The following is a 25,605-nucleotide window of genomic DNA, read 5'->3' as shown; positions in this document are numbered from 1 at the left end:
CGCGGATCGATCGCTCGATCCGCGTTTTTTCTTTGTGCCGGCGGCAAAGGCCGCCCGGCCGTCGCGCCGTTACAGCGGCGACGGCACCGCGACGCGCGTGCGTGTCGAACGCGGCAGGCGCGGCGACAGGTTCGGGTCGGCCGATTCGGGCTGCTCGGCGCGCGTCTCGACGCCGATCGGCGCGAGCGCCGCACCCTGCGCTGCCCACTGCTCGCCGATCGTCGCATCGGTCGAGTGACTGAAATACTCGACGAGGTGGTCGATGAACGTGCGCACCTTCGCGGGCAAATGGCGCCGGCTCGGGTAAGCGATGTTGATTTCGACCTGCGGCAGCCGGAAATCCGGCAGCAGCCGCACCAGCGCGCCGCGCGCGATGTCGCTGCCGATCAGGTAGCTCGGCAGGATCGCGACGCCCATCCCGAGCAGCGCGAACTGGCGCAGCATCGCGGTGTTGTTCGCGACGATCACGTTGGTCGGGCGCACGCGCACTTCGCCGTCCGGCCCCGTGAACACGCGCTCGTCGCCCCAGTATTCGGCCGGCAGGCTCAGGCTCGGGTGCGCGACGAGCTGCTCCGGATGGGTCGGCACGCCGTGCTTCTCCAGATAGCTCGGCGTCGCGCACACGGTCATGCAGCCCGTGGTCAGCCGCCGCGTGACGATGCTCGCGCTGCGCATCTGTCGCGTGACGACAATGCCGACATCGAAGCCTTCCTCGACGAGATCGACCTGCCGGTCGACCAGCGTGAGATCCGGCACCACTTTCGGGAAATTCTCCGTGTACGTCTGCAACACGGGCGCGAGGTTATGCAGGCCGAACACGACCGGCGCGACGATGCGCAGCGTGCCGACCGGCTCGTGATTGCGCGCAACGACCATCTGCTCGACATCCTCGAGCTCATCGAGGATCTGGCGAGCACGCTCCAGATAGACCTGGCCCGACTCCGTCAGGGAAAGGCTGCGCGTGGTGCGGTTCAGCAAACGCGTGCCGAGCCGGCCTTCCAGATCGGCGACGTGACGCGTCGCGACCGCGTTGGAAATATCCATTGCACTCGCGGCCCGCGCAAAACTGCCGAGATCTGCAACCTTGACGAACACGCGCATCGACTGCAAATGATCCATAAACGACTCCTGCCGCTATTACAACTTCAAAAAGATGAAGCAAATGCGTAATTCTCCTACGACAGCGGAAATGATGCAGAGTTGCTCAACAAGGTGCCGGTTGACGATAAAAATAGTCAAAAATCCTCGCCATTTGCGGATAGTTGATCCAACTATTCTGATTGGAGCAACAATTGGGTGAACCTCGTCGAGTAAGCGGCCGAATCAGGAAGGACGTATTTGATGCGACACAACAGCGCACCCTTGCGCACCGCACGCAAGCGGCGCCGGGTGTGGCTGCCGCCAATTGCGGCGGAGCGTAACAACCTGTTAAAAAGACACCACGAACGCGGCCGACGTAGCATCATGTCGGCCCCGGCCGGGCGGGACGGGTGCGCGACGTGCGCCGCCGCCACTGCCGCTTTCAACGCGCGACACCCGTTCACCATGAAAATTGCCATCCTCGACGACTACCAGGACGCCGTCCGCAAGCTGAACTGCTTCGAGATGCTTGCCGACCACGACGTGAAGGTCTTCAACAATACGGTGCGCGGCCTGGGACAGCTCGCAAGCCGTCTGGCGGAAGTCGAGGCGCTCGTGCTGATTCGTGAACGGACCCCGATTTCGTCGCAACTGCTCGCCAAGCTGCCGAACCTGCGCATGATCAGTCAGACCGGCCGCGTCTCGAGCCATATCGACCTCGAAGCGTGTACCGACCGCGGCATCGCGGTGCTCGAAGGCACGGGTTCGCCGGTCGCGCCCGCCGAACTGACCTGGGCGCTGGTGATGGCCGCCCAGCGCCGCATTCCGCAGTACGTCGCGAACCTGAAGCAGGGCGCATGGCAGCAGTCGGGCCTGAAGACGTCGGCGCTGCCGCCGAACTTCGGCCTTGGCCAGGTGCTGCGCGGCCAGACCCTCGGCATCTGGGGCTACGGCAAGATCGGCCGGCTGGTCGCCGGCTACGGTAAGGCGTTCGGGATGAACGTGCTGATCTGGGGCCGCGAGCATTCGCTCGAGGCCGCGCGCGCCGACGGCTACACGGCCGCCGAGAGCCGCGAGGCGCTGTTCGAGCAGAGCGACGTGCTGTCGCTGCACCTGCGCATGCACGACGACACGCGCGGGATCGTCAAGCAGGAAGACCTGATGCGGATGAAGCCGACGTCGCTGCTCGTCAACACGAGCCGCGCGGAGCTGCTTGAGGAAAACGCGCTCGTCAACGCGCTGTCGCACAACCGTCCGGGGATGGTCGCAATCGACGTGTTCGAGAGCGAGCCGATCCTGCAGGGCTACAGCCTGCTGCGGATGGAGAACGTGATCTGCACGCCGCACATCGGCTATGTCGAGCGCGAGAGCTACGAGCTCTATTTCAGCGCGGCGTTCAGGAACATCCTCGCGTTCGACGACGGCGACATGTCGAGCGTCGCCAATCCGGAAGCGCTGACGCCGATCCGCAAGCGCTGATCGCGCGGGCTGCGCACCCACGCGGCCCCGCTGCTCCATTCCCCACCATCAGGCGGCCACGCGGCCGCCTGTCATCGCACCGACGCGCGTGAGGAAATGCTCGCCGTCGCGCCGCCCGAGGTCGTACGCATGCCGCATCTGCGACGGGCTCGTGTAATCCCAGCTCGAAATCGGCACCTTGCTCGACGGCTGTACGTACAGCCGCCGCTGGTCGCCGTGCGCGACCGTGAACATCTGCGGGCGCGGATACAGCCGCGTGACGAGCACCAGCACGTCGCCCGGCGACGGGTCGAGCGCGTCGACCGGCACGTTGTCGACCATTCCGCCGTCGAGCACGGGCCGGCCGCCGCGGCGCAGCACCGGCGTGAACGGCGGCGTGCAGGACGACTGCAGGATCAGGTCGGCGAGTTCGTCGACTTGCGTGCAGGCCTGCGCCCGCACGAATTCAGGCTGAAAGCCGAGCGCGCGCCCGAGCGTCGGGTGCAGCGTCTTGCGCACGTACTTCTCGATGTTGTACGCGACGAGGCCGGCAGCGACCGCACTGCGCGCACCGAGCCAGCGCGGCACGTGCGACACGCCGATGCGGATCTCCGGCGCCTCGGCCAGCTTCGCGAACGGCTCGCCGTAGATGTCGAGCAATGCCTGCCGGTAGATGCGGTAATGCGGAAACACGGGCTCGCGCCCGAACAGGTTGCCCCAGTACGCGTTCTTCCGGTTGTGGCGCAGCGCCTCTTCGTAATAACGCATCACCCAAGCGGCGTCGCGCGTATACAGCATGCACGCGGTCGCCGCGCCGGCCGAGATGCCGGTGATCACGCGCGGGCGCAGCCCGAGGGCCGGCTGCGCGACGTCCCAGAAGCCGGCCTGCCACCAGCAGCGATTGCCGCCGCCCGCAAAAACGATCTGGTCGAACATCGCGCCGCTCAGCTGACGAGCGCGTAGGTCGACGTCGCGTGGACGGCCATCTTGCCGTCCTCGTCGAACAGCTCGACTTCGCCGAACACGAGGTTGCGGCCCATCCGCAGCACGCGCGCGGTGACGAGCACGTCGCCCTTGCGCACGGGGCGCATGAAGTTCGTGTTCAGCGACACGGTCGTCATCGGCCGGAACTCGCCGAGCGAAGCCGAGATCGCGACCACCATCGCAGTGTCGGCGGCCGCCGTGAACACCTGGCCGCAGATCACGCCGCCCGAATGGCGGAATTCGCCGGAAAACGGCAGGCGCATCGTGACGCTGTCGTCGCCGATCGACACGGGGACCAGACCGAGCGAGCGGACCCACGGGGCCAGCAGGCGATCCAGCAATTCGCGGACTGCGTTTTCGTCCATCTTCGAATGTCCAGAAAACGTTGCGCGACCGCCGCGCAACGCGTGTGGCGTCATCATACCGGGAGCGCGCAAACTGCGACCGCTCGTTACCGCGGCGACGGCTGCCGTTGGCGTGACGAAATATTTTCAGGAAATTTGCACGAGGGGCTTGCCATGCCCCAAAAACCCGTGCATAATCTTTTTTCTGTTGGGGGCGTTAGCTCAGTTGGTAGAGCAGCGGACTCTTAATCCGTAGGTCGAGTGTTCGAGTCACTCACGCCCCACCAGGATTTCAAAAGGCCGGTCAGCGAAAGCTGACCGGCCTTTTTCATTTCCGCGCGCCACGTTCGTGGTGCGCTCCCTCGCGCGCGCACATCCGCACGCCCCTTCCGCACCGTTTCCGCTAGAATCGTCCGACAAATATCACACGACCGGCGCAGGTACTGTCGTTTGCCCGCCGGCACAGAGAGAACATGGGACGTCATACATGGAAGCATGTGAACGAGACGCGACCATTCAAAGGGCCTGGTTGCGCCGATATCGGCCTGTCCGTCGGGACACGCCATTCACCCGATCGCCCCCGAATCCGCCGCGCGACGCACCAGCCGGATCCGGTCATGCCGGGTAAGGACGCGCTCGCCGCGCTGGCGCTCGGCGTCGTGCTGCTCGTGCTCGCAGCCGTACTCGCGGTCACGACCGGCCGCGCGACCGGTCATCTGGTCCGCGCGCCGGGCACGGTCGTGCGCATCGTGCAGGACAGCGACGCGATGCGCGCGTACCGGCCGATCGTCGCCTACCTCGCGAACGACGGCCAGCGCCGCGAAATCGCCGGCAATACCGCGTCGACCGTCCCCGCGTACGACATCGGCGAGAGCGTCGACATCCTGCTCGACCCCGCCCATCCCGACCGCCCCGCACTGATCGACGATTTCGCGCAACGCTGGTTTCCGGTTGCGGTGCCCACGCTGCTCGCCATCGCGTCGTTCGCGATCGGCGGCCTGCTGATCGCCGGCGAGCGCCGCCGCCGACCATCCGACCCGCCGCCGGCCCGCGCCGCACGCAAGCAGGCGCGGCGCCGCTGGGATATCGCGGTCGTGCTGATCCCGATCGCGATCGGTACGGGTTTCCTCGCCGGTGCCGGCGCGGCCGGCCTGCGTCAGTGGCAGATCGTCCGCCACTATGCGCACTCGACCGGCCATGTCGTCGATATCGCGAAAAACGCGCGGTCGTCCCGGGCGCGCACGTCGCTGTATTCGGCAATCGTCGCGTTCACGACCGACAGCGGGCGCCAGATCACGTTCGCCCAGGGCGCGGCGGCGTCGCATCCGGGCCTGCGCGAAGGCGAAGCGGTCAACGTGCTGTACGACCCCGTCACTCCCGAACGCGCGGTCGTCGACCGCTTCTGGGATCGCTGGGGCCTCACGGCCATCCTGTTCGCGATCGGCGCGCCGTTCCTCGCGGCGGGGCTGTTCGTCGCCGCGACGCTGTGGCCGGACCATCGGCCGCACGAAGCCGCTCAATGACGCTCGCGCGCCGGCCGCGCGCGGCGCGGCAACCGTAACGGCGCGCGCTTCACCGTTCCCTGAACGCCTCCACCTTCGCGCGGTTCCCGCACGTGCGCATGTCGCACCAGCGCCGCCCGACGCCGCGGCCGCGATCGACGAAGAACCACGTACAACGGCCGCACTGCCGCACGCGCGCGAAATCGTCGCTGCGCAGCAGATGCTCGAAACCGAGCGCGGCCGCATCGATCCAGCGCGACGCGGCGCGCGCGTCGGGCCGCCACGCGAACCGGCCGTCGACCGCGTCGAACGCGCTGCGCCCGATCGCATCGCGGATCGCGACGGCGAGCCGGTCCGCCGCACGCGCACCGGCGCTACCGCCGCCTCCGGCCGTCAGGTGCACGATCGCGGCGTATGCATCCTCGCGAAAACGATGCAGCGCCACCAGCTCGTCCGGGCCGTCCTGCCGCGCATGACGCAGAAGCCGCGCCAGATCGGCCGGCGCCAGCAATCCCGCTTGCCCGGCCCACGCGCGCACGGCCGGCCAGTCGACGAGCTTGTCCTCGTCGCGGGTCTTGCCCGTATCGGCCACCGTGTTCAGGAAGTCGAGCGCCGGATGGCCGCCGACGAAATCGGCCGCGCCCCATTCGTGCGCGTGTCGCGCAGGCTCGTATCGAGTAACCATTTATTTTCACCTATCGGTTTCATGTCCGGGCCATCCGGAGTAACCTGTTTACAGCGAAAACAGGTTATCACGGAGATGCCGATGCTCGAACTCGCCAACCGCTTCATGTTCGAAGGCCACCGGATTGCATGGGGAACGTTCGGCGAAGGCCCGCCGCTCGTGCTCGTTCATGGCACGCCGTTTTCATCGCAGGTGTGGCGCCGGATCGCGCCGTGGCTCGCGCGGCGTCACCGCGTGTACTTCTACGACCTGCTCGGCTATGGCCAGTCCGACATGCCGGACGCGGATGTGTCGCTCGGCCGCCAGAACGTACTGTTCGGCGCGATGCTGGATGAATGGAAAATTGCGCGCCCGCGTGTGCTCGCGCATGACTACGGCGGTGCGACCGTGCTGCGCGCGCACTTCCTCGACGGCATCCCGTACGCGGACCTCACACTCGTGAACCCGGTCGCGATCGCGCCGCAGGGTTCGCCGTTCGTGCGCCACGTCGCGCAGCATGAGGCCGCGTTCACCGGATTGCCGGCGTATGCGCATCACGCGCTCGTATCGGCCTACATCGGCAATGCCGTGGCACGGCCACTGAGCGACGATGCGCTGTCGATCTACCGTTCGCCGTGGCTCACGCCGGCCGGGCAATCCGCGTTCTATCGCCAGATCGCGCAGATGCGCCAGCGCTACATCGAGGAAGCGGAGGCTCGTTATGCGCCGCCGGACTTTCCGGTGCGCATCGTGTGGGGCGAGGACGATGCGTGGATTCCGCTCGAACAGGGGCAGGCGCTCGCCGATCGCATCGCGAACGGCGAATTGATCCGGGTGCCGCGCGCGGGCCATCTCGTGCAGGAAGATGCGCCGGAGGCGATTGTCGCAGCGGTGCTCGACGGGCAAGCGCAGGGCTGAGCACCGCCGGAATCGTATATCGCGTCAGAACGCCGGCGCGCCTTGCGCGAGCGTCGCGATGAACTTCGCGGTGCGCGGGTCGCGCGGCCGGCCGAACAGGTCGCGCGATGCACCGGCCTCGACGATGCGGCCATCGGCGAGAAACACTGCATCGTGCGCGATCGACGCGGCCAGGCGCAGGTCGTGCGTGGCCATCAGCATCGTCGTGCCTTCGCGTGCGAGCTGGCGCAGCACCTCGACCACCTCGATGGACAGCTCGGGATCGAGCGCCGACGTCGGCTCGTCGCACAGCAGCACCTGCGGCGACGGCGCGAGTGCGCGCGCGATGGCCACGCGCTGCTGCTGGCCGCCCGACAGCGTCGCGGGCCATGCGTCGGCCTTGTCCTCGATGCCGACCTTGTCGAGCAGCGCGAGCGCCCGTTCGCGCGCGCGCTCGCGCGGCCAGCGCTGCACGGTCACGAGCCCTTCCATCACGTTCTGCACGACGCTCAGGTGCGGAAACAACTGGAAGTTCTGGAACACCATGCCGGTCTGCCGGCGCACCGCGAACACGGCGTCGCGCGACGGCCGGCGCGCCGGTGCAAAGTCGATGCGCGCGTCGCCCACCGTGAGCGCGCCCGCCTCGGGCACTTCGAGCAGGTTCACGCAGCGCAGCAGCGTGCTCTTGCCGCTGCCGGACGGCCCGATCAGCGCGGTCACGCTGCCCGGCTGCAATGCGAGGTCGATCGCGCTCAGCACGCGATGCGTGCCGAACGATTTGTCGATGCGTTCGAGACGGATCATCGCAACTCCGCCTGGAACAACGCATGACGGCCGAAACGGATTTCGAGGCGATGTTGCAGCGTGGAAAGCACCGAACTGAACAGCAGGTAGATCAGCGCGGCTTCGGTATAGAGGATCAGCGGCTCGTAGGTCACGGCCGCGATGCGCTGCGCGGCCTGGAAGATCTCGGGCACGGTCAGCACGGCCGCAAGCGACGTGTCCTTCACAAGCGAAATGAACGAATTCGACAGCGCGGGCAGCGCGACGCGCGCGGCCTGCGGCAGGATCGCGCGGCGCAACGCCTGGGCACGCGTCATCGCCATCGAGTACGCGGCTTCCCACTGCCCCTTCGGGATCGATTCGATCACGCCGCGGATCACCTCGGCGTTGTACGCGCCGACGTTCAGCGAGAAGCCGATCACGGCGGCCGTCAGCGGATCGAGCACGATGCCGACGCTCGGCAGCCCGTAGAAGATCACGAACAGTTGCACGAGCAACGGCGAGCCGCGAAACAGCCAGATATAGAAACGCACGACGGCCTGCGCCCAGCGCGGCCCGAACAGCCGCGCGAGCGCCGCGCCGAACGCGAGCAGCAGGCCGATCGCGAACGACGCGAGCGTGAGCGGAACCGTGAACACGAGCCCCGCGTAAAGCAGGGGCCGCAGCGATTCCGCCATCAGGTGCAGCCAGGGCGGCATCGTTCAGCCTCGCGTCACGGCTGCGACACGTCGCGGCCGAAGTACTTCTGCGAGATCTTCGCGTAGGTGCCGTCCGACTTGATGTCCGCGAGCGCCTTGTCGATCGCGGCCACCAGCTCGGGGCTGCCCTTGCGCAGCAGCACGCCCGACGCGTCGCCGGCGCCGGTCGTATCGGTCGCGGCGATCTTCAGTTTCGCGTCGGGCTTGTGCTTGCGGAAATCGAGGTACGACAGCGAATCGTTGATCGTCGCGTCGACACGCCCGGAGCTCAGCAGGTCGATCGATTCGTTGAAGCCCTGCACGGGCACCACGTCGGCGCCATGGGCGGCCGCGAGCTTGCCGAAATTGCTCGTCAGCGTGTTCGCGGATTTTTTGCCCTTCAGGTCGGCGAACGAGCGGATCGTCGTGTTGTCCGTGCGCACGATCAGCACCGCGCGCGACGTGATGTACGGCGACGAGAAAGCGTATTTCGCCTTGCGCGCGTCGGTGATCGACACTTCGTTGACGACCGCGTCGTAACGGTTCACGTCGAGGCCCGCGATCAGCCCATCCCACTTTCCTTCGACGAATTGCGGCTTCACACCGAGACGCTGCGCGATCGCGGTGGCGATGTCGACATCGAAGCCCGTGAGCTTGCCCGTCTCGTCGTGGTACGTGAACGGCGCGTACGTGCCTTCGGTGCCGACCCGGAACACGCCGGACGACTTGATCTGCGCGAGATCGTCGGCGGCGAATGCGCTCGTGGCCGCGACGGCCTGCAGCAGCGCGACGAGCAGAATGGAGCGGATGAATTTCATGGTGCGGACCCCGAACGATGGAAGGGAGTGAACCCGCCGGCCCGAGCGGCCGCGCGAGAGGTCCGCGAATTCTACCGACGCGCCGATGCCCGGCAAAAACGCAAATCCGCTAACGATATGAGCGCGTCGAATAACGCGCCGGCCAGCCACGCATTCCGCAGACGAAATCCGTCGCGATGCAGCGCGGCAATCGTCCGACGTTTCGTTACCGGCGGTTACAGAAACGACAACGCGGTATCACCCATTCGGCACGCGCTACATACCATGAAAACAGGTGAATCGATTGCTCGCGGGCCTTGCCGCCCGCGAACGGAGGGAACGGCAAATGAAACGCATCCTGTTGTCTTGCGCCCTCGGCATCGCGGCCGCCTGCCTGTCGGCAAGCGCATTCGCGCGTGCCGACATCGGCGTGTATTTCGGCGTGCCGGGGCCCGTGATCGAAGCACCGCCGCCGGTCTACTACGCGCCGCCGCCGCCCGTCGTGTACGAGCCGGCACCCGTTTATTACGGCCCGTACTATGGCGACTACCGTTACCGCTACTACCGGCACGACAACGGCTGGCATCGCGGCTGGCGTCATCACCATCACGACGACGATTGACCGTCGCCTGGCGGCCGTCGCGGCCGCGTCCCGCCGGAGGAAATTCCGCGCGCCGGCCTTCGAGCCGGCGCGTCCGCATCACGCGCCGCTTACCACGGCAGCGAATACGTCTTCGTATTCGTGAAGCTCTTCATCGCTTCCTGCACACCTTCCTTGTAGCCGAGCCCCGAATCCTTCACGCCGCCGAACGGCGTCAGCTCGAGCCGGTAGCCCGGCACCTCGCGCACGTTCACGCTGCCGACTTCCAGCTCGGTGATGAAGCGCGTGATGTTGTCGAAGCGGTTCGTGCAGACCGACGACGACAGCGCATAGTCGGTGCTGTTCGACATCCGGATCGCTTCGTCGATGTCGCGAAAGCGCATGATCGGCGACACGGGGCCGAAGGTTTCATGCTTCACCAGCGGCATGTCGGGCGTCGCGCGATCGATCACCGTCGGCGAATACAGCGCACCGTCGCGCACGTTGCCGACCAGCAGCCGCGCACCGCGCGCGATCGCGTCGTTCACCTGCTGCTCGCAGAACTTCGCGGCCGCTTCGTCGATCACGGTGCCCATGTCGACCGACGGATCCGACGGATTCCCGTACGACCACGCGCGCGTCTTCTCGACGACCAGTTCGGTGAAACGATCGGCCACCGCTTCGTGCACGAGCATCCGCTTGATCGCCGTGCAGCGCTGCCCCGAGTTCCGGTACGAGCCCGACACCGCGAGCGTGCTCGCTTCGTCGAGATCGGCGTCTTCCATCACGATGATCGGATCGTTGCCGCCGAGTTCGAGCACCGCGCGCCGGTAGCCCATCCGCGCGGCGATCGACTTGCCGATCGATACGCCGCCGGTGAACGTGATCAGGTCGATCGCCGGGTTCGTGATCAGCTCGTCCGCGATCTCCGTCGGGTCGCCGGTGAGCACCTGCAGCATCTGCGGCGGCAGGCCGGCTTCGTACAGGATGTCCGCGAACAGGTAGCACGACAGCGGCACCTTCTCCGACGGCTTGACGACGATCCGGTTGTTGGTCGCGACCGACGGCACGATCTTGTGCGCGACCTGGTTCATCGGGTGGTTGAACGGCGTGATCGCGGAGATCACGCCGAGCAGCGGATCGCGCTGCGTGTACACGCGGCGCTTCTTGCCGTGCGGCGTCAGATCGCACGAGAAGATCTGCCCGTCGTCCTTCAGCACTTCACCGGCGCCGAACGTCAGCACGTCGGCCACGCGGCCCGCTTCGTACGTCGAATCCTTGATGCACAACCCGGCCTCGGCCGTGATCAGCGCCGCGATCTCGGCAGTGCGCGAGCGCACGATGTCGGCCGCGCGGCGCAGGATCGCCGCACGCTCGTGGCGCGTGAGCGTCGGCCGGTACGCGCGCGCGACCGCGAATGCGCGCCGCACATCTTCCAGCGTCGCCTTCGGCACGGTGCCGACCAGCGAGCCGTCGTACGGGTTGCGCACGTCGATCACCGCATCCCGGTGAATCCGTTCGCCGTCGATTCGCAGTGCTTCGCGACGAAGCTCGCGGACGGCCGTCGAGGCCGCAATGACGTTCATGAGTGTGTTCCCTTGCGGATGCATGCGCATCACTGCAGATGGTTGAGCGCGATGTCGACGATGTCGAAGTTGCGCAGCCGCGCGCGGCCCGTGACGTCGGCGGCGACCGGCTTGCTGAAGATCAGCGGCACGATCTGCTCGGAGATCCCGCCGTGCGAGCGCAGCGGCACGTCGAGCCCCGACAGGTCGTGCTTGATGCGGCGCGTGCCGAGCACGACGTCCCGCTTCGAGATCACGATCAGGTCGCCCATCCGCGCCGGCGGCAGTTCGAAGCGCGCGCAGCCCTCGGCGCCCGTCAGCGCGAGCTCGATGCCGTCCACCGCCGCAAGACGCGCGCGCAGCGCATCGACATTGGCCGACGCCGGCACGTAGACGGTCGCGAACGAGCCGAGCGCGCCGTGGTGCACGACGTACGGATCGGTGATCGGCAGGATCACGCGCGCCGCGTCGTGGCCGATCCATTCGTCGAACAGCTCCTGCAGGTAGATCACGTTCGGCTCGCCGGTGGTGGCGTCGTGCTTCGCATTCATCCCGTGGTCGGCCGTGATCGCGACGATCGCGCCGAGCGCGTCGAGGCGCTGCAGGTACTTGTCCATCATTGCGTAGAACGCATTCGCGCCGGGCGTGCCAGGCGCGCACTTGTGCTGCACGTAGTCGGTCGTCGACAGGTACATCAGGTCGATCGGCCGCGTCTCGAGCAGGCGCACGCCGGCCGCGAACACGAATTCCGACAGATCCGCGCTGTACACGCCCGGCACCGGTTTGCCGACCAGCTCAAGCACGTTGTCGATACCGTTTTCCTCGAGGCTCGCTTCGTCTGCCTTTTCCGACGAGAAGCAGATGCCCTTCAGCCCCTTGCCGAGCAGGCGGCGCAGCTTGTCCTTCGCGGTGACGACCGCGACGCGCGCGCCCTGTTCGGCGAAAGTCGCGAGCACGGTGGGCGCGACCAGGTACTTCGGATCGTTCATCAGCACCTCGGCACCGGTGTCGCGATCGTAGAAATAGTTGCCGCTTATCCCGTGGATCGCGGGCGGCACGCCGGTAACGATCGACAGGTTGTTCGGGTTCGTGAAGCTCGGCACCACGCATTCGCCCTTGAGCGCCGTGCCGGGCTTCAGCAGCGTGCGCAGGAACGGCGCGACGCCGGCCTCGGCCGCTTCTTCCAGATATTCGTATGCGCAGCCATCGACGCAGATCACCACCACGGGTCGGCTCATCCAGTTGTAGCGGCGGCCGTTCACTTCCACGGAAACAGGCGTTCCAGTCATGACGTTCGTTCCTTTCAGTTCGACGGGGTTGAGCCGTCGGCGCCCGCACCGCGCCGAAGGGAGGTGTTTTCGATGCTTGACATTAAAATTGATGGTTTGTAGATTGTCAACAACATGCAGAGAACAGAAAGCAAAGAAGCGCAGTGAAAAGAGGGGCTCGACTCATCCGCCGCGTGCCGCGGCATCTCGGTCAAGGATTCCGAAGATGAACCGAACTACGACTTCAAGCGGTTTTATCAGGAGGTCAAAAAGCGCGACTACATTCCGTATCCGGCCAAGCTCACCGAAGTCGAGACGTTCCGCGTCGGCTGCATCGGCCACTTCGACGAGGCCGGCATTCCGGGCGCCGTCGCCGCGATCGCCGACATGCTGCGGGTGATGGGCGTGAGCCGTGTGTCGGCCGGAGCGGCGGCCTGACGCGACGCACCCGGCCGCGTGCCCGTGCGCGCAGCCAACCCGCCGTGTGTCGCCACGCGGCAGCGAGGTTTTCCGGCCGTGCACGATACCGACCCTTACTGAAGAACCATCCGATGCGACCCTTCTGGATCGAACAAGCGCTGTTCAACGACGGCGATCTCGCCCCCGCGCTGCAAGGCGCAACGCAGGCCGACGTCTGCATTGTCGGCGGCGGCTTCACCGGGCTCTGGACCGCGATCCAGGCGAAGCAGCAGAACCCGGCGCTCGACATCGCGATACTCGAAGCCGACCTGTGCGGCGCCGGCGCGAGCGGCCGCAACGGCGGCTGCCTGCTCACGTGGTCCGCGAAATTCCTGACGCTGCGGCGCCTGTTCGGCGAAGCCGAGGCGATCCGGCTCGTGAAGGCGTCGGAAGCGGCCGTCCAGCACATCGCCGATTTCTGCCGCGCACACGACATCGACGCCGAATTGCGGCTCGACGGCACGCTGTACACCGCGACTTCGCGCGCGCAGGTCGGCACCCTCGCGCCGGTGCTCGACGCGCTCGCCGCATGCGGCATCCACAGCTACGAGCCGCTGCCGCCCGCCGAAGTCGCGCGCCGCTCGGGTTCCGCGCGCAATCTCGACGGCGTCTACTCGCCGATCGCCGCGACCGTGCACCCCGGCAAGCTCGTGCGCGGGCTGCGCCGCGTCGCGCTCGCGATGGGCATCCGGATCCATGAACGCACGCCGATGCTCGACTTCACACCCGGGCAGCCGGCCGTCGTGCGCACGCCGTCCGGCAGTGTCGCGGCGGGCAAGCTCGTGTTCGCGATCAATGCGTGGATGGCGAGCCGCTTCCCGCAGTTCGAGCGCACGATCGCGGTCGTGTCGAGCGACATGGTCATCACCGAGAAATGCCCGGAGCTGCTCGATAAGACCGGGCTCGTGGACGGCGTGTCGGTGCTCGATTCGCGGATCTTCGTCTACTACTACCGCACGACGGCCGACGGGCGGCTGATGCTCGGCAAGGGCGGCAACACGTTCTCGTGGCGCAGTCGCATCGCGCCGGTGTTCGACCGGCGTTCGCCGTACGAGGCGCAGCTCACGCAAAGCCTGCGCGAGTTCTTCCCGTCGCTCGCGGGCGTGCCGGTCACCGCAAGCTGGAACGGCCCGTCGGATCGCTCGGTGACGGGCTTCCCGTTCTTCGGCCGCCTCGACGGCGCGCCGAACGTGTTCTACGGTTTCGGCTATTCGGGCAACGGCGTCGGGCCGACCTACATGGGCGGGCAGATCCTGTCGTCGCTCGTGCTCGGCATCGACAACGCGTGGACGCGCAGCCCGATCGCGCGCGGCCCGCTCGGCCATTTCCCGCCGGAGCCGATCCGCTATGTCGGCGCGCACGTCGTGCGCAATGCGATCCGCCGCAAGGAGCGCGCGGAGGACGAGAGCCGGCAGCCGTCGGCCGTCGATACGTGGCTCGCGAAGTTCGCGAGCGCGGCCGGGAAGGCCGACAAGGCGTGACGATGCGTTCGACGTGACGACGGTAACGACGCAATGCAAAAGGGACGCTGCAAGGCGTCCCTTTGCTTTTTATCCGGCGATTCTTGCGGCTGCGTCAAGCGCGCGCGGTTTTCTCCCGCGCCCCCTTGCCCGCTACCGGCAGCCCCTGCTCATGCGTGCGGCGCATCCGCGCGAGGCCATGCGCGACGTGCTCGCGCACCAGCGCGACAGCCTTCTTCTCGTCGCCGCTCGCGAGCGCCTGCACGATCTTGTCGTGCTCGGCCGCCGACACCGCGATCGCATCTTCCTCGGCCTCGATCGCGGCCTGGCGCAGCAGCCCGAGCTGACGCACGAGCCGGCGGTAGGTGTCGGTCAGGTGCGTATTGCCGACGCCGACGACCATCGCATCGTGGAACTGCACGTTCAGCTCGGTATAGCGCGTGACGTCGTGCGACTTCGCGGCGCCCTTCATCGACTGGATAATGCCCTTCAGCACTTTCAGCGTGTCGGGCGAGATGCGCTTCGCGAGCGCGCGCGCGACCGACTCGTCGAGCATCGCGCGCACTTCGTAGATCTCCTCGGCCTCGCGCAGCGGCACGACGCGCACGGTCACGCCGCGGTTCTTCTCGTTGCGCAACAGTCCGGCCTGCTCCAGCGCGCGGAACGCTTCGCGCACGGGGCCGCGCGACACGTTCAGCTTCGTCGCGATCTCGACTTCGTTGAGCTTCTCGCCTGGTGCGTATTCGCCGGAGACGATCGCGCGCTCGAGCATGTCCTGGACGATCATCGCGAGCGACTGGCTTTGCAGGAGTTCGATGGCACTGAGCGTGTTCGGGGCAGTCATGGTCGGGCAGGCAGCGGGGCTGCGGGTGAAAACGAGGGCGCCGGATCGGCGAATGATCCTTCTATACCCTCGGCCCGACACATTGTCAACAGTCTTCAGTTTCCAAAAACCAATTCCACCTGCCGGAGTGCATCCGGCAGGCGGCCGTCGCACGGCGGGCGAAGCTTGCCCGAACCGCGCGACGTGTGCCGCCCGTCAGGCCGTGTGCTTCACCGGCCCCGGGTCGCTGTGGCTCGGCCGGCCCGTTTCTACGTGGCCCGCGAAGCGGCGCACGACCTTGTCGTCGCCGCCGCGCAGCGTCGTCGCGGTGATCGTCAGATCGTACCAGCCGTGGCTCGACGACAGCTCGAAGTGATCCTCAGCGCGCTCGCCCGGCTCCAGCGTGTAGGTGCGCGCATGCGCATGGCTGTACGCGTTGTCGACCGTCACGCGGCACGTCGCGCGCCCGCTGTTGCGCAGTTGCAGGTACACGTGGCGGTTGCGCACGTCGTAGCCGATCTTCGCTTCGGGGTTCGCGTGGCGGCCGTCCGCGGCGAGCCGCGTGTTGCCCTGGAACTCGCACAGATAGCCGTTCGGGCCGTATGCGGCGAGATGGTATTCGCCGTGCGCGGCCGACGTGCTCCACGTATCGACGAAGCGGTCGTGCGCGGACACCGCATAACGACGCGGCGGCGTCGCCGGGTTGCGGCGGTCGTACACGTAGAACGCCGCGCCCGCGTCGCCCGAGTTCGCGAAGTCGAGCGACACGCTGTCGTCGTGCCCGCTCACGCGGCTGTGCACGAACAGCTCGTACGGCAGCGCACGCGCGGGACGCGTGCCGGGCTCCTGCGCCGGCATCGACTGCTGCGCGGGCACCTGGTATGCGTGGCCGGCCGTCGCGATGTGCTGCGGCACCGTGAAGCTCACCGTGCGCGTGTCGGGGCGCGCGGAGAAGTCGAATGCCGACGTGAGGTCGCCGCAGATCGACCGGCGCCACGCGCTGATGTTCGGCTCCTGCACGCCGAAGCGCGCTTCGAGGAAGCGCAGCACCGACGTGTGGTCGAACGTCTCCGAGCACACCCAGCCGCCCTTCGTCCACGGCGAGATGATGATCAGCGGCACGCGCGGCCCAAGGCCGATCGGCTGGATGCCGCCCGGGTCGGCGCCCGGCACGAGCGGGCTCATCTCGCCCGGGTACTTGTTCAGGTCGAGCAACTCGTCGCCGAGGTTCGACAGCAGGTTCGACGACACGATGCCCTGGCCGCCCACGCCGCTCGTCACCGGCGGTACCGGCGGCACCACGTGGTCGAACAGCCCGTCGTTCTCGTCGTAGTTGAGGATGAACACCGTCTTCGCCCACACCTCGGGGTTCGACGTCAGCGCCTCGAGCACCATGTTGATGTAGAACGCGCCGTCGGTCGGCGATGCCTGCGGGTGCTCGCTGTACTTGTACGGCGACACGATCCACGACACCTGCGGCAGCCGGTTCGCCTGCACGTCGGCCTTCAGCTCGGCGAGCGTGTGGTCCGACGCGCCCTTGTCGACCAGCGGGCCGCTCGCGCCTTCCTTCACCTGGAAGCGCTTGAAGAACATCAGCGAGTTGTCGGTGTAGTTGTCGGTCGGGTCGCCCGGGATGCCCGTGCCGCCCTGGTACACCTTCCAGCTGATCTTCGCGTTTTCGAGGCGCTCGGCGTAGGTCGTCCACGTGTAGCCGTTCACGTCGTCGCGCTCGCCGATGCCCGGGCCGTTCGGCGGGTTGCCGTAGATGTTGCGCGGGTCGACCGTGCCGGTCCACAGGTAGATGCGGTTCGGCGCCGTGTCGGCGTGCGCGGAGCAGAAGTACGAATCGCAGATCGTGAACGCGTCGGCCAATGCGTAGTGGTACGTGAGATCCTGGCGCTTCAGGTAGCCCATCGTCAGCACGTCCTGCTTCTGGTTCACCCACTGGTCCCACTGGCCGTTGTTCCAGGCGAGGTGGCCGCTGCTCCAGCCGTGGTTGGTGCCCGGCTGGAATTCGGTCGTCTGCTTCGGATCGAGGTAGAACGGCAGCACGTACGGCGCCGACGGATCGAGGCCGCGCGAATGGTAGTTCTTCGTGAACACCGACGCCGGCGGCTGCTGCCACACCGGCGCGCCGCTCGGCAGCAGGTGCGGGCGCGGGTCGTTGAAGCCGCGCACGCCGCGCAGGCCGCCGAAGTAATGGTCGAACGAGCGGTTTTCCTGCATGAAGATCACGACGTGTTCGACGTCGCGGATCGTGCCGGTGCGATAGGCGGCCGGCATCGCCAGCGCATTGCGGATCGCGGGCGGGAAGCCCGCGTAGGCGGCCATCGCGCCGGCCGACTGCGCGGCGAGGCGCAGGAAATCGCGTCGATTGTTCGAGGACATGGAGAAGACCCTGTTTTCGGTAGGAGTGGGTCGCCGGTCGAGCGGGGCCGGCGGTCGGTGCGTTGCCGTTATTACCCCGCACCGGCATGTCCCGGCCGTGACCGGTTCCAGCAGGTTTCTTGCGGTTACCCCCAGCTTTTTTTCGAAGCGGCACACGACGCGCCTTTCATGCGGCCGACACACGCATGCGCTACGCTGACGCGCGATCAAGAGGGGGAGAAGCCGAGTCGTGTTCGATCAGCTGAAGGCATTCCACGCGACCGTCCGACAGGGCAGCATCACGCGCGCCGCGCGCCACCTGGGCGTGAGCCAGCCGACGATTGCCGCGCAGATCCGGCAGGTCGAACAAGTGTACGGCGTCGAGCTGTTCTACCGCAGCGGCCGCAAGCTCGAAGTCACCGAGACCGGTATCGAGCTGCTGCCGCTCGTCGAGAAGATGATCGCGCTCGAGGCGCAGGCCGACATCATGCTGCGCAACGTCGGCGGCCTGTTCGAAGGCCACCTGCGGATCGGCGCGACGGGCCCGTACTACATCATGGACGCGGTCGGCCGCTTCTCGAACGCGCATCCGTCGATCGCGCTCACGTGCCGGATCGGCAACTCCGAGGAAATCCTGCAGGCGCTGCAGGAATTCCGCATCGATCTCGCCGTCTCGTCGCAGCGCAACGACGCCGACGGCCTCGAACGCAAGGTGATCTCGACCGATCCGCTCGTGCTCGTCGTGCATCGCAACCATCCGCTCGCGCGTTTCGACACGATCGACCCGGTGCAGCTCGCCGACGTGCGGCTGCTGATGCGCGAGGAAGGCTCGGTCACGCGCCGCTGCACGGAGACGATCCTCGCGACGGCCGGCGTCGCGGCCGCGTCGGTCGCCGAGATCGGCAGCCGCGAAGCGATCCGCGAGGCGATCCTGCATGGCGTGGGCGGCAGCCTGTTTCCGCTCGGCGAAGCCGAGCGCCATCCGGACCTGCGCGTGATCGCGCTGCGCGGCATCGACACGACGATCGACGAGTACGTGTACTACCTGAAGGCGCGCCGCCAGAGCCCGGCGATCGACGCGTTCCTCGCCTGCATCCTGCCGGCGGAGCACGCAACGCGCGACGCGACGCGGCGGGCGAACGCGCGCTGAGTCGCCGCGCGTTCGCCGCGTTTTGCGCATTTCCTGGCGCTTTTCGTCGCGCCTTCCCGCGTTTTTTTCCTTGCGCCTTCCTTATCGCGTCCGGCCACGCGTCACTTCGGCAGCGCCGGGATCATCCACGTGAACACGTGCTGCTGCAGGAACACGAGCACGCCGAGCAGCAGCGTGAGGATCACGCTGTGCCAGAAGGTGCGCGCGAACACGACGCCTTCCTGCCCCTTCAGGTCCGTCGTCGACACGCCCGTCGCGATGTTCTGCGGCGAGATCATCTTGCCCATCACGCCGCCCGACGAGTTGGTCGCGGCCATCAGCACCGGATCAAGGCCGAGCTGCCTGGCGGCGACGACCTGCAGGTTGCCGAACAGCGCATTGCCCGACGTGTCGCTGCCGGACAGGAACACGGCGATCCAGCCGAGCGACGCGGACACCAGCGGGAACAGCGCGCCCGTCGACGCGACGCCGGTGCCGAGCGTGTAGCTGATCCCCGAGTAGTTCAGCAGGTACGCGAGCCCGACGATCATCATCACCGTGACGATCGCGATCCACGTCTGCCGCCAGGTCTTGACCACGCATTCGAGGAACGCGCCGACGCCGGTGCGCGTCAGCGCGGCCGTGACGATCGCCGAGAGCAGGATCGCGGTGCCCGTGCCGAGCGGCTGGAAATCCCAGATCGCCGCGTACGGCTTGTGGTACAGCGACACGAACACCGCGTTGTGCAGGCCCGGCCACTTGATCTTCACGTCGCCGATCGCCGCGACGTTCGCGTGCACCCATACGATCACGACCACCGACACGACGAGCCACGGCAGCCAGCCGCCGAAGCCCGCGCGCGCGGCGCCGGCCGCCGCGGGCACGCTGCGCGCGAGCGCGTATTGCGGATCGGGCTGCGGCTTCCACAGCTGCAGGAAGCCGATCGTGACGATCAGCGACGTGAGCGACGACAGCACGTCGGTGAGCTGGTAGCCGAGGAAGTTCGACGTGACGAACTGCGCGAGCGCGAAGCTGGCGCCCGACACGAGCAGCGCGGGCCACAGCTGCTTGATCGAACGCAGCCCGCCATACGCGCCGACCACATAGAACGGCAGCAGCAGCGCGAAGAACGGCAGCTGGCGGCCGACCATCTGCGCGAGCGTCGCGGGCGGCAGCGACGTGACCGCGCCGAGCACGGTGATCGGCACGCCGAGCGCGCCGAACGCGACCGGCGCCGTGTTGAACAGCAGCGTATAGGTGAGCGCTTCGAGCGCGGGGAAGCCGAGCGCGATCAACAGTGCGCTCGTGATGGCGACCGGCGTGCCGAATCCGGAGATCCCTTCGAGCAGGCAGCCGAACGAGAACGCGACGACGAGCAGCACGAGGCGGCGGTCGTCGGGCAGGTTGTCGAGCATCCACTGCCGGAACTGGTCGAAGCGGCCCGATTTCACCGCGATGTTGTACAGCAGCAGCGCGTTGAAGACGATCCACATCACGGGCACGACCGCGAGCGCCATGCCCGCGCCGACCGCGTTGAACGCGAGCCCGGCCGGCATGCCCCACGCGCCGATCGCGACCGCGAGGCCGGTGACGAGCCCGGCGAGCGACGCCTGCCAAGCGGGGCGGCGCAGCACGCCGAGCGCGATCAGTGCGACCGCGATCGGGATCACGGCGACGAGGAAGGACAGGAACAGCGAGTTGGCGATCGGCGTCAGCGGCTGCGCGAAGACGATGCCGGGCGGTAGGGCGTCGGTGGGATTCATCGTGTCTCCAAAGGCGACCCGGGTTGGCGCGTCAGCGCCCCCGGATTCGGTGCAAAGCGACGTTCTGCAGTCGCGCCAACGATCGGGCACTTGTGCACGCAACTACGTTGCACGGCCAACCGATCGGTCGCTTAAAAGAGGTTAGGAGGCGTACGGCGCTTGTACAAGGGGGACAAGCCCGAAATGCAGCAACCCGATACGGACCATCCGACGCACGATGACCGGCAGTTGGCGGGCCGCTGTCGCACCCGACAGGAAACCCGTCGCGAACGGCCCATCGGCGTGCGCGACATCATCACCTGCGCAATGTTGCGCGCGCGACAAAGGAGACTACCGGCAAGCGGGATGTTTCGTTTGGCATCCGAAGCCTAGACTGGCCGCATCGATTCCGCCCGCGCCGACGACGGCGCGGCACCTCACGGAGCGAACACGATGAAGACGATGAAACAGGCGGCATGCGCATTCCTGCTGATCGGCGCGGTTTTCGCCGCCCATGCACAGGCCGCATCGACGCTGACGCGCGCGGAGGTCCGCCAGGAACTCGCGGAACTGGAGGCCGCCGGCTACCGGACGAGCCTCGCGAGCAGTCCCGACTTTCCGGAGAACATGCAGGCGATCATGCGGCGCGCCGCGCGGGTACGCGGCGACGATGCCGGTTACGGCAACAACGGCCCGGCGCACGTAGAATCGGGCAAGCCGGCGCTGCCGCACGCGATCGATCGCGGCACGTACGCGCATCACTGAACGCGGACTGAACCGGACTGAACCGGTAACGGCGCGGCGCGACCAGCGCCGGCCGACACGCACGCGGCCTGCACACCAACGCGTGCGGCCGCGTGCGCGATCCTCACACGCTGAAGCGGTTCAGCGTATACGCGCGATAGGCCGCGACGAACGCGTCGAACGATCCGGCCTCCTTCGCTTCGAGCTCGGCCTGCTCGGCCAGCGACTTCGCGGCGAGCGCCTGCTCGGTGCGCAGCGTGTCCGCCGACGGCGGATGTGCGCGGAAATGCGCGGCATGCGCTTCGCTCTGCGCCAGCGCGAACGCAAGGAACGACTGCCCGTTCTCGCGCATCGTGCGCAGCACGCGCGCGGACGGCGTGCGCTCCGGATCGGCGAGCTTTTCGCGCTGCGCGGCGATCGCGCGCACATGCTCGTCGCCGCCGCGGATTTCATCGAGACGGCGGCCGACGGTTTCGATATCGGCCATCAGATCGTCCGCCCACGCCTGCAGCGTGATCGGCTGCCCGTCTCGCGACAGCGTGAGCCCCGGCTTGCGGCCTTCCATCGTCACGCTGCCGAAGTTCGCGTTCGCTTCCTTGTACGCGTCGCAGTCGAGCGGCGCGCTGTCGTCGAGCGCGCACGCGAGCAGGAACGCGTCGATGAAGCGCGCGGTCTCCAGCGCGATGCCGGTCGGCGCGAACGGATCGATGTCGAGGCAGCGCACCTCGATGTACTGCACGCCGCGCGATGCGAGCGCATGCAGCGGGCGTTCGCCCGAATACGTGACGCGCTTCGGCCGGATCGTCGAGTAGAACTCGTTCTCGATCTGCAGCACGTTCGTGTTGATCTGGATCCACTCGCCGTCGCGATGCGTGCCGATCGCCTCGTATGCGGGATACGGCTCGCTGACGGCCTTCGACAGCGCGTCGAGATAGCCGGGCAGCGTGTTGTAGTCGACGTGCAGCGCGGCTTGCGCGGTCGTGTTCGAGTAGCCGAGATCGCTCATCCGCAGGCTCGTCGCATACGGCTGGTACAGCGTATCGGCGTCGAACGTATCGAGCTTGTGCGGCTTGCCGCGCAGGAATTTCGTGTCGAGCGCGGGCGACGCGCCGAACAGGTACATCAACAGCCAGCTGCGGCGACGGAAGTTGCGAATCTGCGCGAGATAGCGCTCCGACTGGTAATCGACGAGCGTGGCCGTCGACCCTTCTTCCGCGTGCAGGCGCCGCCACACTTCCTCGTGCAGCGAGTAGTTGTAGTGGATGCCGGCGATGCACTGCATCGTGCGGCCGTAGCGATACGCGAGGCCGCGCCGGTACACCGTCTTCAGGCGGCCGATGTTCGACGTGCCGTAGTCGGCGATCGGAATCTGGTCGTCGGCCGGCAGCAGGCCCGGCATCGAGTCGTTCCACAGCATCTCGTCGCCGAGCGATGCATAGACGTAGCGATGCAGCTCGTCGAGACGCTCGAGTGTGATCGACGCGTCCGGTTCCGCGGGCGTGATCAGCTCGATCAGCGCTTCGGAGTAGTCGGTCGTCAGCGACGGGTGCGTGAGTGCCGAACCGAGCGCGCGCGGATGCGGCGTGAACGCGATCATCCCGTCGCGCGTCACGCGCAGGCTTTCCTTTTCGATGCCGCGCAGGCCGTCGGGCAGATGCTGCCGCGTCGGGCCCGAGCTCAGTGCTTCGAGGCGATTCAGCAGCAGTTCGGACTGGCGGTGAGTCATGGTGTTCGACATGGAGACGCAAGTGCGTGACGGCCGCGCGCAGAACGCCGCGCGCGGCCGGCTGGATTGTTGGTCGCTTCGTTGGTAGCGGGCACTTTAACATCTCGCCGGAACACGCGCTTGAGGTGGTCGCGGGCATGGCTCGCGGGCCGGAGCGGGCCGCCGGACGGGCCGATCGCGGCTGTCGCAGCTTGTGTTACCGGATTCAGGCGGCACCGATCGGCACGTCGGTCACGTGAATTCGTCCGACGGATCGTGAAGCGCGGACAGGCGGCGACAGGTGCAACCGTGCGGCAGAACTGACAGAGGAAAGAGGCATACGTGCGCATTGCGCGCCCGACATCCGGCAGGCGCCGGATTCGCCGAATCGTCGTGATGGCCCGCAGCCGGCGAACGGCAACGGCCTGCGCAACGGGTTGCGTCGCGGCCTCGTCCGACCGCACCCGAGCGCGGGCCGCCGCCGTCACCCGCCGTCACCCGCCGCGCGCGCCGCCCGCCCGGTCGGCCACTTCGTTCCACAAATGCAGCGCCGCGTACGCGCGCCACGGCCGCCAGCCTTCGGTGCGGCGCTTCTGGCTCGCCAGCCGGTCGAGCGACGGATCGCGCGCGGCGATCGACTGCATCAGCACGAGATCGGATGCCGGCCACGCGTCCGGGTCGCGCCACGCGCGCATCGCGATGTATTCGACGGTCCACGGGCCGATGCCGGGCAGATCGAGCCACGCGCCGCGCAGCGTCGCGAGATCGGCATGCGTGCGATCGACCGGCACGTCGCCGGCCGCCACCGCACGCGCCACGCCCGTCAGTGCCGCAACGCGCTTGCCGGGCATCCCGATCTTGTCGAGATCGCACGCGGCCAGCGCGTCGGGCGTCGGGAAACGCCATGCGGGCGCGCCATCGTCGATATGCACCACACGCTCGCCGGCCCGTTCGACGAGCCGGCCGACGATCGTCGTCGCGGCCTTCACGCTCACCTGCTGGCCGACGATCGCGCGCACGGCCAGCTCGAACCCCGACCATGCACCCGGCACGCGCAGCCCCGGCGCGGCCTCGACGAGCGGCGCGAACCACGGATCGCGCGCGAGCCCGCCGCCGATCGCGGCCGGATCGGCGCCGAGGTCGAACATCGTCGCGACACGCGCGGCGAATGCATCGTCGACATGGCGCGCGACCGCCCCTTCGACCGTCGCGATCAGGCAATGCTTGCGCGGATGTTTCGTGACGGTGAGCCGGCCGGAGTCGCCATGCAGGTCGACGATGCGGCGATACACGCCGTCCGCGACCTGCTCGACACCCGGAATCGCGCGCCCGCTGAAGAAGCGCAGCACGCGCGCCCAGTCGTAGGGCGCGTTGAAGCGCAGTTCCATCTGCGCGGACGGCGGCACATGGCCGCCGTTCACGGTTGACGTGATTGTTGTTTTAGCGATGCTCAAACCGCACTTCCCTCCGTCACGGCTTCGGTTTCATCGTGATGCGCATGGCGCGCCTCGGACGCGAGCAGCGTCGCCTTGCGGCGCACGCCCCAGCGATACCCGGCGAGCGCGCCGCCCTTTTGCACGACGCGGTGGCACGGGATCGCGAGCGCGACCGGGTTCGACGCACACGCGGACGCGACGGCGCGCACCGCGCGCGGCGAGCCGAGCGCCTCGGCGATCTCCGAGTAGCTGCGCGTTTCGCCGTACGGAATATGCGTCAGCGCTTCCCACACGCGCTGCTGGAACGCGGTCGGCGCGATATCGAGCGGCAGGTCGAATGCGTGCCGCGTGCCGTCCAGGTACGCGCGGATCTGCGTGACGAACGGCGCGAGCCGCGCGGACGATTCGACCAGTTCGGCGCGCGCGAACGCGTCCTTCAGCTCGCCGACCAGCAACGCCGGTTCGTCGCCGAACGCGATCCGGCAGATGCCCTGTTCGGTCGCGGCGACGAGCACCGCGCCGAGCGACGTCGACGCGGTCGCATAGTCGATCCGCAGGCCGGCGCCCTGGCGGCGGAACGCGGACGGCGCCATCCCGAGCTCGCGCGGCACCGACGCATAGAGCCGCGACGGCGAGTTGAAGCCCGCGTCGACGGCCGCCTGCGTGACCGGCTGCCCGCTTTGCAGCGCCTGCCGCAACGCGGCGCCGCGCTGCGCGGCCTGGTACTGCCGCGGCGACACGCCAACCACGCGCTTGAAGAGCCGCTGCAGGTGGAACGGGCTCACGTGCACGGCGTCGCTCAGTTGCTGAAGCGTGAGCCGCTCGGCATGCGCGTCGAGCACCGCGCACGCGCGGTTGACGATCTCGAGTTCGCGCGGCAGCCCTTCCGGCTGGCACCGCTTGCAGGGCCGGAAGCCGGCCGCACGCGCGGCCGCCGGATCGGCGAAGAAGGACACATGCTCGCGGCGCGGCAGCCGCGACGCGCAGGTCGGGCGGCAAAACACGCCGGTCGTGCTCACGGCATAGAAGAACGCGCCGTCCGCATGCGGATCGCGCTCGGTCACGGCGCCCCAGCGGGCATCGTCGGTCGGATAGGCGGTTTTCATCTGAACCTCGCACTCTCTAGTGTAGATGGTGCCTA

The 25,605-nt window shown here is 67.6% G+C and carries 22 protein-coding genes, 1 tRNA gene and 1 pseudogene; 9 read left to right on the top strand and 15 right to left on the bottom strand.

Annotation, left to right across the window (positions count from 1 at the left end; all coding sequences use genetic code 11):
• Positions 1-69 precede the first annotated feature (69 nt).
• Positions 70-1,119, bottom strand: coding sequence for a LysR family transcriptional regulator (locus ACPUER_RS21690; protein WP_175963280.1), 1,050 nt, complete (start codon positions 1,117-1,119; stop codon positions 70-72).
• Between the two features lie 426 nt (positions 1,120-1,545).
• Here ACPUER_RS21690 and ACPUER_RS21685 point away from each other — a divergent pair, with 426 nt between their 5' ends.
• Complete coding sequence (locus ACPUER_RS21685; protein WP_175749050.1) at positions 1,546-2,559, top strand: D-2-hydroxyacid dehydrogenase family protein; 1,014 nt, start codon at positions 1,546-1,548, stop codon at positions 2,557-2,559.
• Positions 2,560-2,607: 48 nt separating this feature from the next.
• On the opposite strand, the gene ACPUER_RS21680 is transcribed toward ACPUER_RS21685, so the two are convergent.
• Together ACPUER_RS21680 and ACPUER_RS21675 are read right to left on the bottom strand one after the other, a co-directional pair.
• Positions 2,608-3,474, bottom strand: coding sequence for a patatin-like phospholipase family protein (locus tag ACPUER_RS21680; protein ID WP_175963279.1), 867 nt, complete (start codon positions 3,472-3,474; stop codon positions 2,608-2,610).
• Between the two features lie 8 nt (positions 3,475-3,482).
• On the bottom strand, positions 3,483-3,887 hold the full coding sequence (locus ACPUER_RS21675; RefSeq protein ID WP_175963278.1) for a PaaI family thioesterase: 405 nt from the start codon (positions 3,885-3,887) through the stop codon (positions 3,483-3,485).
• A 190-nt stretch (positions 3,888-4,077) separates the two neighbouring features.
• Here ACPUER_RS21675 and ACPUER_RS21670 point away from each other — a divergent pair.
• Positions 4,078-4,153, top strand: a tRNA-Lys gene (locus ACPUER_RS21670).
• Positions 4,154-4,339: 186 nt separating this feature from the next.
• Positions 4,340-5,389 carry a DUF3592 domain-containing protein gene (locus ACPUER_RS21665; RefSeq protein WP_425132077.1) on the top strand — a complete coding sequence of 350 codons (1,050 nt, stop codon included), beginning with the start codon at positions 4,340-4,342 and terminating at the stop codon, positions 5,387-5,389.
• 49 nt (positions 5,390-5,438) lie between these two features.
• On the opposite strand, the gene ACPUER_RS21660 is transcribed toward ACPUER_RS21665, so the two are convergent.
• Positions 5,439-6,053 carry a CGNR zinc finger domain-containing protein gene (locus ACPUER_RS21660; RefSeq protein WP_425132076.1) on the bottom strand — a complete coding sequence of 205 codons (615 nt, stop codon included), beginning with the start codon at positions 6,051-6,053 and terminating at the stop codon, positions 5,439-5,441.
• Between the two features lie 81 nt (positions 6,054-6,134).
• On the opposite strand from ACPUER_RS21660, the gene ACPUER_RS21655 reads away from it, so the two are divergent.
• A complete protein-coding gene (locus ACPUER_RS21655) occupies positions 6,135-6,950 on the top strand; it encodes an alpha/beta fold hydrolase (protein WP_175963275.1) in 816 nt (271 codons plus the stop codon).
• A 24-nt stretch (positions 6,951-6,974) separates the two neighbouring features.
• Here ACPUER_RS21655 and ACPUER_RS21650 read toward each other — a convergent pair whose 3' ends face one another.
• The 3 genes from ACPUER_RS21650 to ACPUER_RS21640 are packed head-to-tail and all read right to left on the bottom strand — an operon-like array spanning position 6,975 to position 9,207.
• Positions 6,975-7,733 carry an amino acid ABC transporter ATP-binding protein gene (locus tag ACPUER_RS21650; RefSeq protein ID WP_425132075.1) on the bottom strand — a complete coding sequence of 253 codons (759 nt, stop codon included), beginning with the start codon at positions 7,731-7,733 and terminating at the stop codon, positions 6,975-6,977.
• A complete protein-coding gene (locus ACPUER_RS21645) occupies positions 7,730-8,410 on the bottom strand; it encodes an amino acid ABC transporter permease (RefSeq protein ID WP_425132074.1) in 681 nt (226 codons plus the stop codon). The genes ACPUER_RS21650 and ACPUER_RS21645 overlap by 4 nt, the downstream gene beginning before the upstream one ends.
• Positions 8,411-8,424: 14 nt before the next feature.
• Positions 8,425-9,207 carry an amino acid ABC transporter substrate-binding protein gene (locus ACPUER_RS21640; protein ID WP_425132073.1) on the bottom strand — a complete coding sequence of 261 codons (783 nt, stop codon included), beginning with the start codon at positions 9,205-9,207 and terminating at the stop codon, positions 8,425-8,427.
• Between the two features lie 325 nt (positions 9,208-9,532).
• Here ACPUER_RS21640 and ACPUER_RS21635 point away from each other — a divergent pair, with 325 nt between their 5' ends.
• The gene (locus ACPUER_RS21635) at positions 9,533-9,808 is read left to right on the top strand and encodes a hypothetical protein (RefSeq protein ID WP_152860875.1); all 276 of its coding nucleotides are present in this window, start codon (positions 9,533-9,535) and stop codon (positions 9,806-9,808) included.
• A gap of 89 nt (positions 9,809-9,897) precedes the next feature.
• Here the strand turns inward: ACPUER_RS21635 and phnY are convergent, their stop codons facing one another.
• Both phnY and phnA read right to left on the bottom strand, forming a co-directional pair.
• Positions 9,898-11,352 (bottom strand): phosphonoacetaldehyde dehydrogenase, encoded by a 1,455-nt coding sequence (gene phnY / locus ACPUER_RS21630; RefSeq protein WP_425132072.1) that lies wholly within the window; start codon positions 11,350-11,352, stop codon positions 9,898-9,900.
• 29 nt (positions 11,353-11,381) lie between these two features.
• Entirely contained in the window at positions 11,382-12,620 is a 1,239-nt protein-coding gene (gene phnA / locus ACPUER_RS21625; RefSeq protein WP_425132071.1) for a phosphonoacetate hydrolase, read from the bottom strand.
• A gap of 204 nt (positions 12,621-12,824) precedes the next feature.
• Here phnA and ACPUER_RS21620 point away from each other — a divergent pair.
• Positions 12,825-13,037, top strand: a pseudogene (locus ACPUER_RS21620) (2-aminoethylphosphonate--pyruvate transaminase); the annotation flags it as partial.
• Between the two features lie 113 nt (positions 13,038-13,150).
• Entirely contained in the window at positions 13,151-14,539 is a 1,389-nt protein-coding gene (locus tag ACPUER_RS21615) for an FAD-dependent oxidoreductase (RefSeq protein WP_425132070.1), read from the top strand.
• 94 nt (positions 14,540-14,633) lie between these two features.
• Here the strand turns inward: ACPUER_RS21615 and ACPUER_RS21610 are convergent, their stop codons facing one another.
• Complete coding sequence (locus ACPUER_RS21610; RefSeq protein ID WP_425132069.1) at positions 14,634-15,362, bottom strand: phosphonate utilization associated transcriptional regulator; 729 nt, start codon at positions 15,360-15,362, stop codon at positions 14,634-14,636.
• A 195-nt stretch (positions 15,363-15,557) separates the two neighbouring features.
• Entirely contained in the window at positions 15,558-17,729 is a 2,172-nt protein-coding gene (locus ACPUER_RS21605; RefSeq protein WP_425132068.1) for a phosphocholine-specific phospholipase C, read from the bottom strand.
• A 229-nt stretch (positions 17,730-17,958) separates the two neighbouring features.
• Between ACPUER_RS21605 and ACPUER_RS21600 the strand changes: the two genes are divergently transcribed.
• Positions 17,959-18,858, top strand: a complete 900-nt coding sequence (locus ACPUER_RS21600; protein ID WP_310135816.1) for a LysR family transcriptional regulator — start codon at positions 17,959-17,961, stop codon at positions 18,856-18,858.
• 101 nt (positions 18,859-18,959) lie between these two features.
• Here the strand turns inward: ACPUER_RS21600 and ACPUER_RS21595 are convergent, their stop codons facing one another.
• Entirely contained in the window at positions 18,960-20,600 is a 1,641-nt protein-coding gene (locus ACPUER_RS21595; protein WP_425132067.1) for an L-lactate permease, read from the bottom strand.
• Between the two features lie 432 nt (positions 20,601-21,032).
• On the opposite strand from ACPUER_RS21595, the gene ACPUER_RS21590 reads away from it, so the two are divergent.
• Positions 21,033-21,344 (top strand): DUF4148 domain-containing protein, encoded by a 312-nt coding sequence (locus ACPUER_RS21590; RefSeq protein WP_310135820.1) that lies wholly within the window; start codon positions 21,033-21,035, stop codon positions 21,342-21,344.
• A 103-nt stretch (positions 21,345-21,447) separates the two neighbouring features.
• Here ACPUER_RS21590 and gshA read toward each other — a convergent pair whose 3' ends face one another.
• The 3 genes from gshA to ada all read right to left on the bottom strand — a co-directional run bounded on the left by gshA (position 21,448) and on the right by ada (position 25,570).
• Entirely contained in the window at positions 21,448-23,061 is a 1,614-nt protein-coding gene (gshA, locus tag ACPUER_RS21585; protein WP_425132066.1) for a glutamate--cysteine ligase, read from the bottom strand.
• Between the two features lie 461 nt (positions 23,062-23,522).
• Positions 23,523-24,482 carry a DNA-3-methyladenine glycosylase family protein gene (locus ACPUER_RS21580; protein WP_425132065.1) on the bottom strand — a complete coding sequence of 320 codons (960 nt, stop codon included), beginning with the start codon at positions 24,480-24,482 and terminating at the stop codon, positions 23,523-23,525.
• Complete coding sequence (gene ada, locus ACPUER_RS21575; protein WP_425132064.1) at positions 24,479-25,570, bottom strand: bifunctional DNA-binding transcriptional regulator/O6-methylguanine-DNA methyltransferase Ada; 1,092 nt, start codon at positions 25,568-25,570, stop codon at positions 24,479-24,481. Before ada ends, ACPUER_RS21580 begins: the two co-directional genes overlap by 4 nt.
• Between the last annotated feature and the right edge of the window lie 35 nt (positions 25,571-25,605).

This window comes from Burkholderia sp. DN3021 (assembly GCF_049805555.1).
GTDB classification, from domain to species: domain Bacteria; phylum Pseudomonadota; class Gammaproteobacteria; order Burkholderiales; family Burkholderiaceae; genus Burkholderia; species Burkholderia pyrrocinia_C.
The sequence above is the reverse complement of the archived record's forward strand: the minus strand, read 5'-3'. Positions and strand labels throughout refer to the sequence as shown.

Excerpts from the sequence above, each read along its gene's own strand:
- ACPUER_RS21640 (WP_425132073.1), bottom strand. The coding sequence starts at position 9,207 with ATGAAATTCATCCGCTCCATTCTGCTCGTCGCGCTGCTGCAGGCCGTC.
- ACPUER_RS21650 (WP_425132075.1), bottom strand. The coding sequence starts at position 7,733 with ATGATCCGTCTCGAACGCATCGACAAATCGTTCGGCACGCATCGCGTG.
- gshA (WP_425132066.1), bottom strand. The coding sequence starts at position 23,061 with ATGTCGAACACCATGACTCACCGCCAGTCCGAACTGCTGCTGAATCGC.
- ACPUER_RS21660 (WP_425132076.1), bottom strand. The coding sequence starts at position 6,053 with ATGGTTACTCGATACGAGCCTGCGCGACACGCGCACGAATGGGGCGCG.
- ACPUER_RS21590 (WP_310135820.1), top strand. The coding sequence starts at position 21,033 with ATGAAGACGATGAAACAGGCGGCATGCGCATTCCTGCTGATCGGCGCG.
- ACPUER_RS21615 (WP_425132070.1), top strand. The coding sequence starts at position 13,151 with ATGCGACCCTTCTGGATCGAACAAGCGCTGTTCAACGACGGCGATCTC.
- phnY (WP_425132072.1), bottom strand. The coding sequence starts at position 11,352 with ATGAACGTCATTGCGGCCTCGACGGCCGTCCGCGAGCTTCGTCGCGAA.
- ACPUER_RS21675 (WP_175963278.1), bottom strand. The coding sequence starts at position 3,887 with ATGGACGAAAACGCAGTCCGCGAATTGCTGGATCGCCTGCTGGCCCCG.
- phnA (WP_425132071.1), bottom strand. The coding sequence starts at position 12,620 with ATGACTGGAACGCCTGTTTCCGTGGAAGTGAACGGCCGCCGCTACAAC.
- ACPUER_RS21655 (WP_175963275.1), top strand. The coding sequence starts at position 6,135 with ATGCTCGAACTCGCCAACCGCTTCATGTTCGAAGGCCACCGGATTGCA.
- ACPUER_RS21635 (WP_152860875.1), top strand. The coding sequence starts at position 9,533 with ATGAAACGCATCCTGTTGTCTTGCGCCCTCGGCATCGCGGCCGCCTGC.
- ACPUER_RS21690 (WP_175963280.1), bottom strand. The coding sequence starts at position 1,119 with ATGGATCATTTGCAGTCGATGCGCGTGTTCGTCAAGGTTGCAGATCTC.
- ACPUER_RS21605 (WP_425132068.1), bottom strand. The coding sequence starts at position 17,729 with ATGTCCTCGAACAATCGACGCGATTTCCTGCGCCTCGCCGCGCAGTCG.
- ACPUER_RS21685 (WP_175749050.1), top strand. The coding sequence starts at position 1,546 with ATGAAAATTGCCATCCTCGACGACTACCAGGACGCCGTCCGCAAGCTG.
- ada (WP_425132064.1), bottom strand. The coding sequence starts at position 25,570 with ATGAAAACCGCCTATCCGACCGACGATGCCCGCTGGGGCGCCGTGACC.
- ACPUER_RS21610 (WP_425132069.1), bottom strand. The coding sequence starts at position 15,362 with ATGACTGCCCCGAACACGCTCAGTGCCATCGAACTCCTGCAAAGCCAG.
- ACPUER_RS21595 (WP_425132067.1), bottom strand. The coding sequence starts at position 20,600 with ATGAATCCCACCGACGCCCTACCGCCCGGCATCGTCTTCGCGCAGCCG.
- ACPUER_RS21645 (WP_425132074.1), bottom strand. The coding sequence starts at position 8,410 with ATGCCGCCCTGGCTGCACCTGATGGCGGAATCGCTGCGGCCCCTGCTT.
- ACPUER_RS21680 (WP_175963279.1), bottom strand. The coding sequence starts at position 3,474 with ATGTTCGACCAGATCGTTTTTGCGGGCGGCGGCAATCGCTGCTGGTGG.
- ACPUER_RS21665 (WP_425132077.1), top strand. The coding sequence starts at position 4,340 with ATGGGACGTCATACATGGAAGCATGTGAACGAGACGCGACCATTCAAA.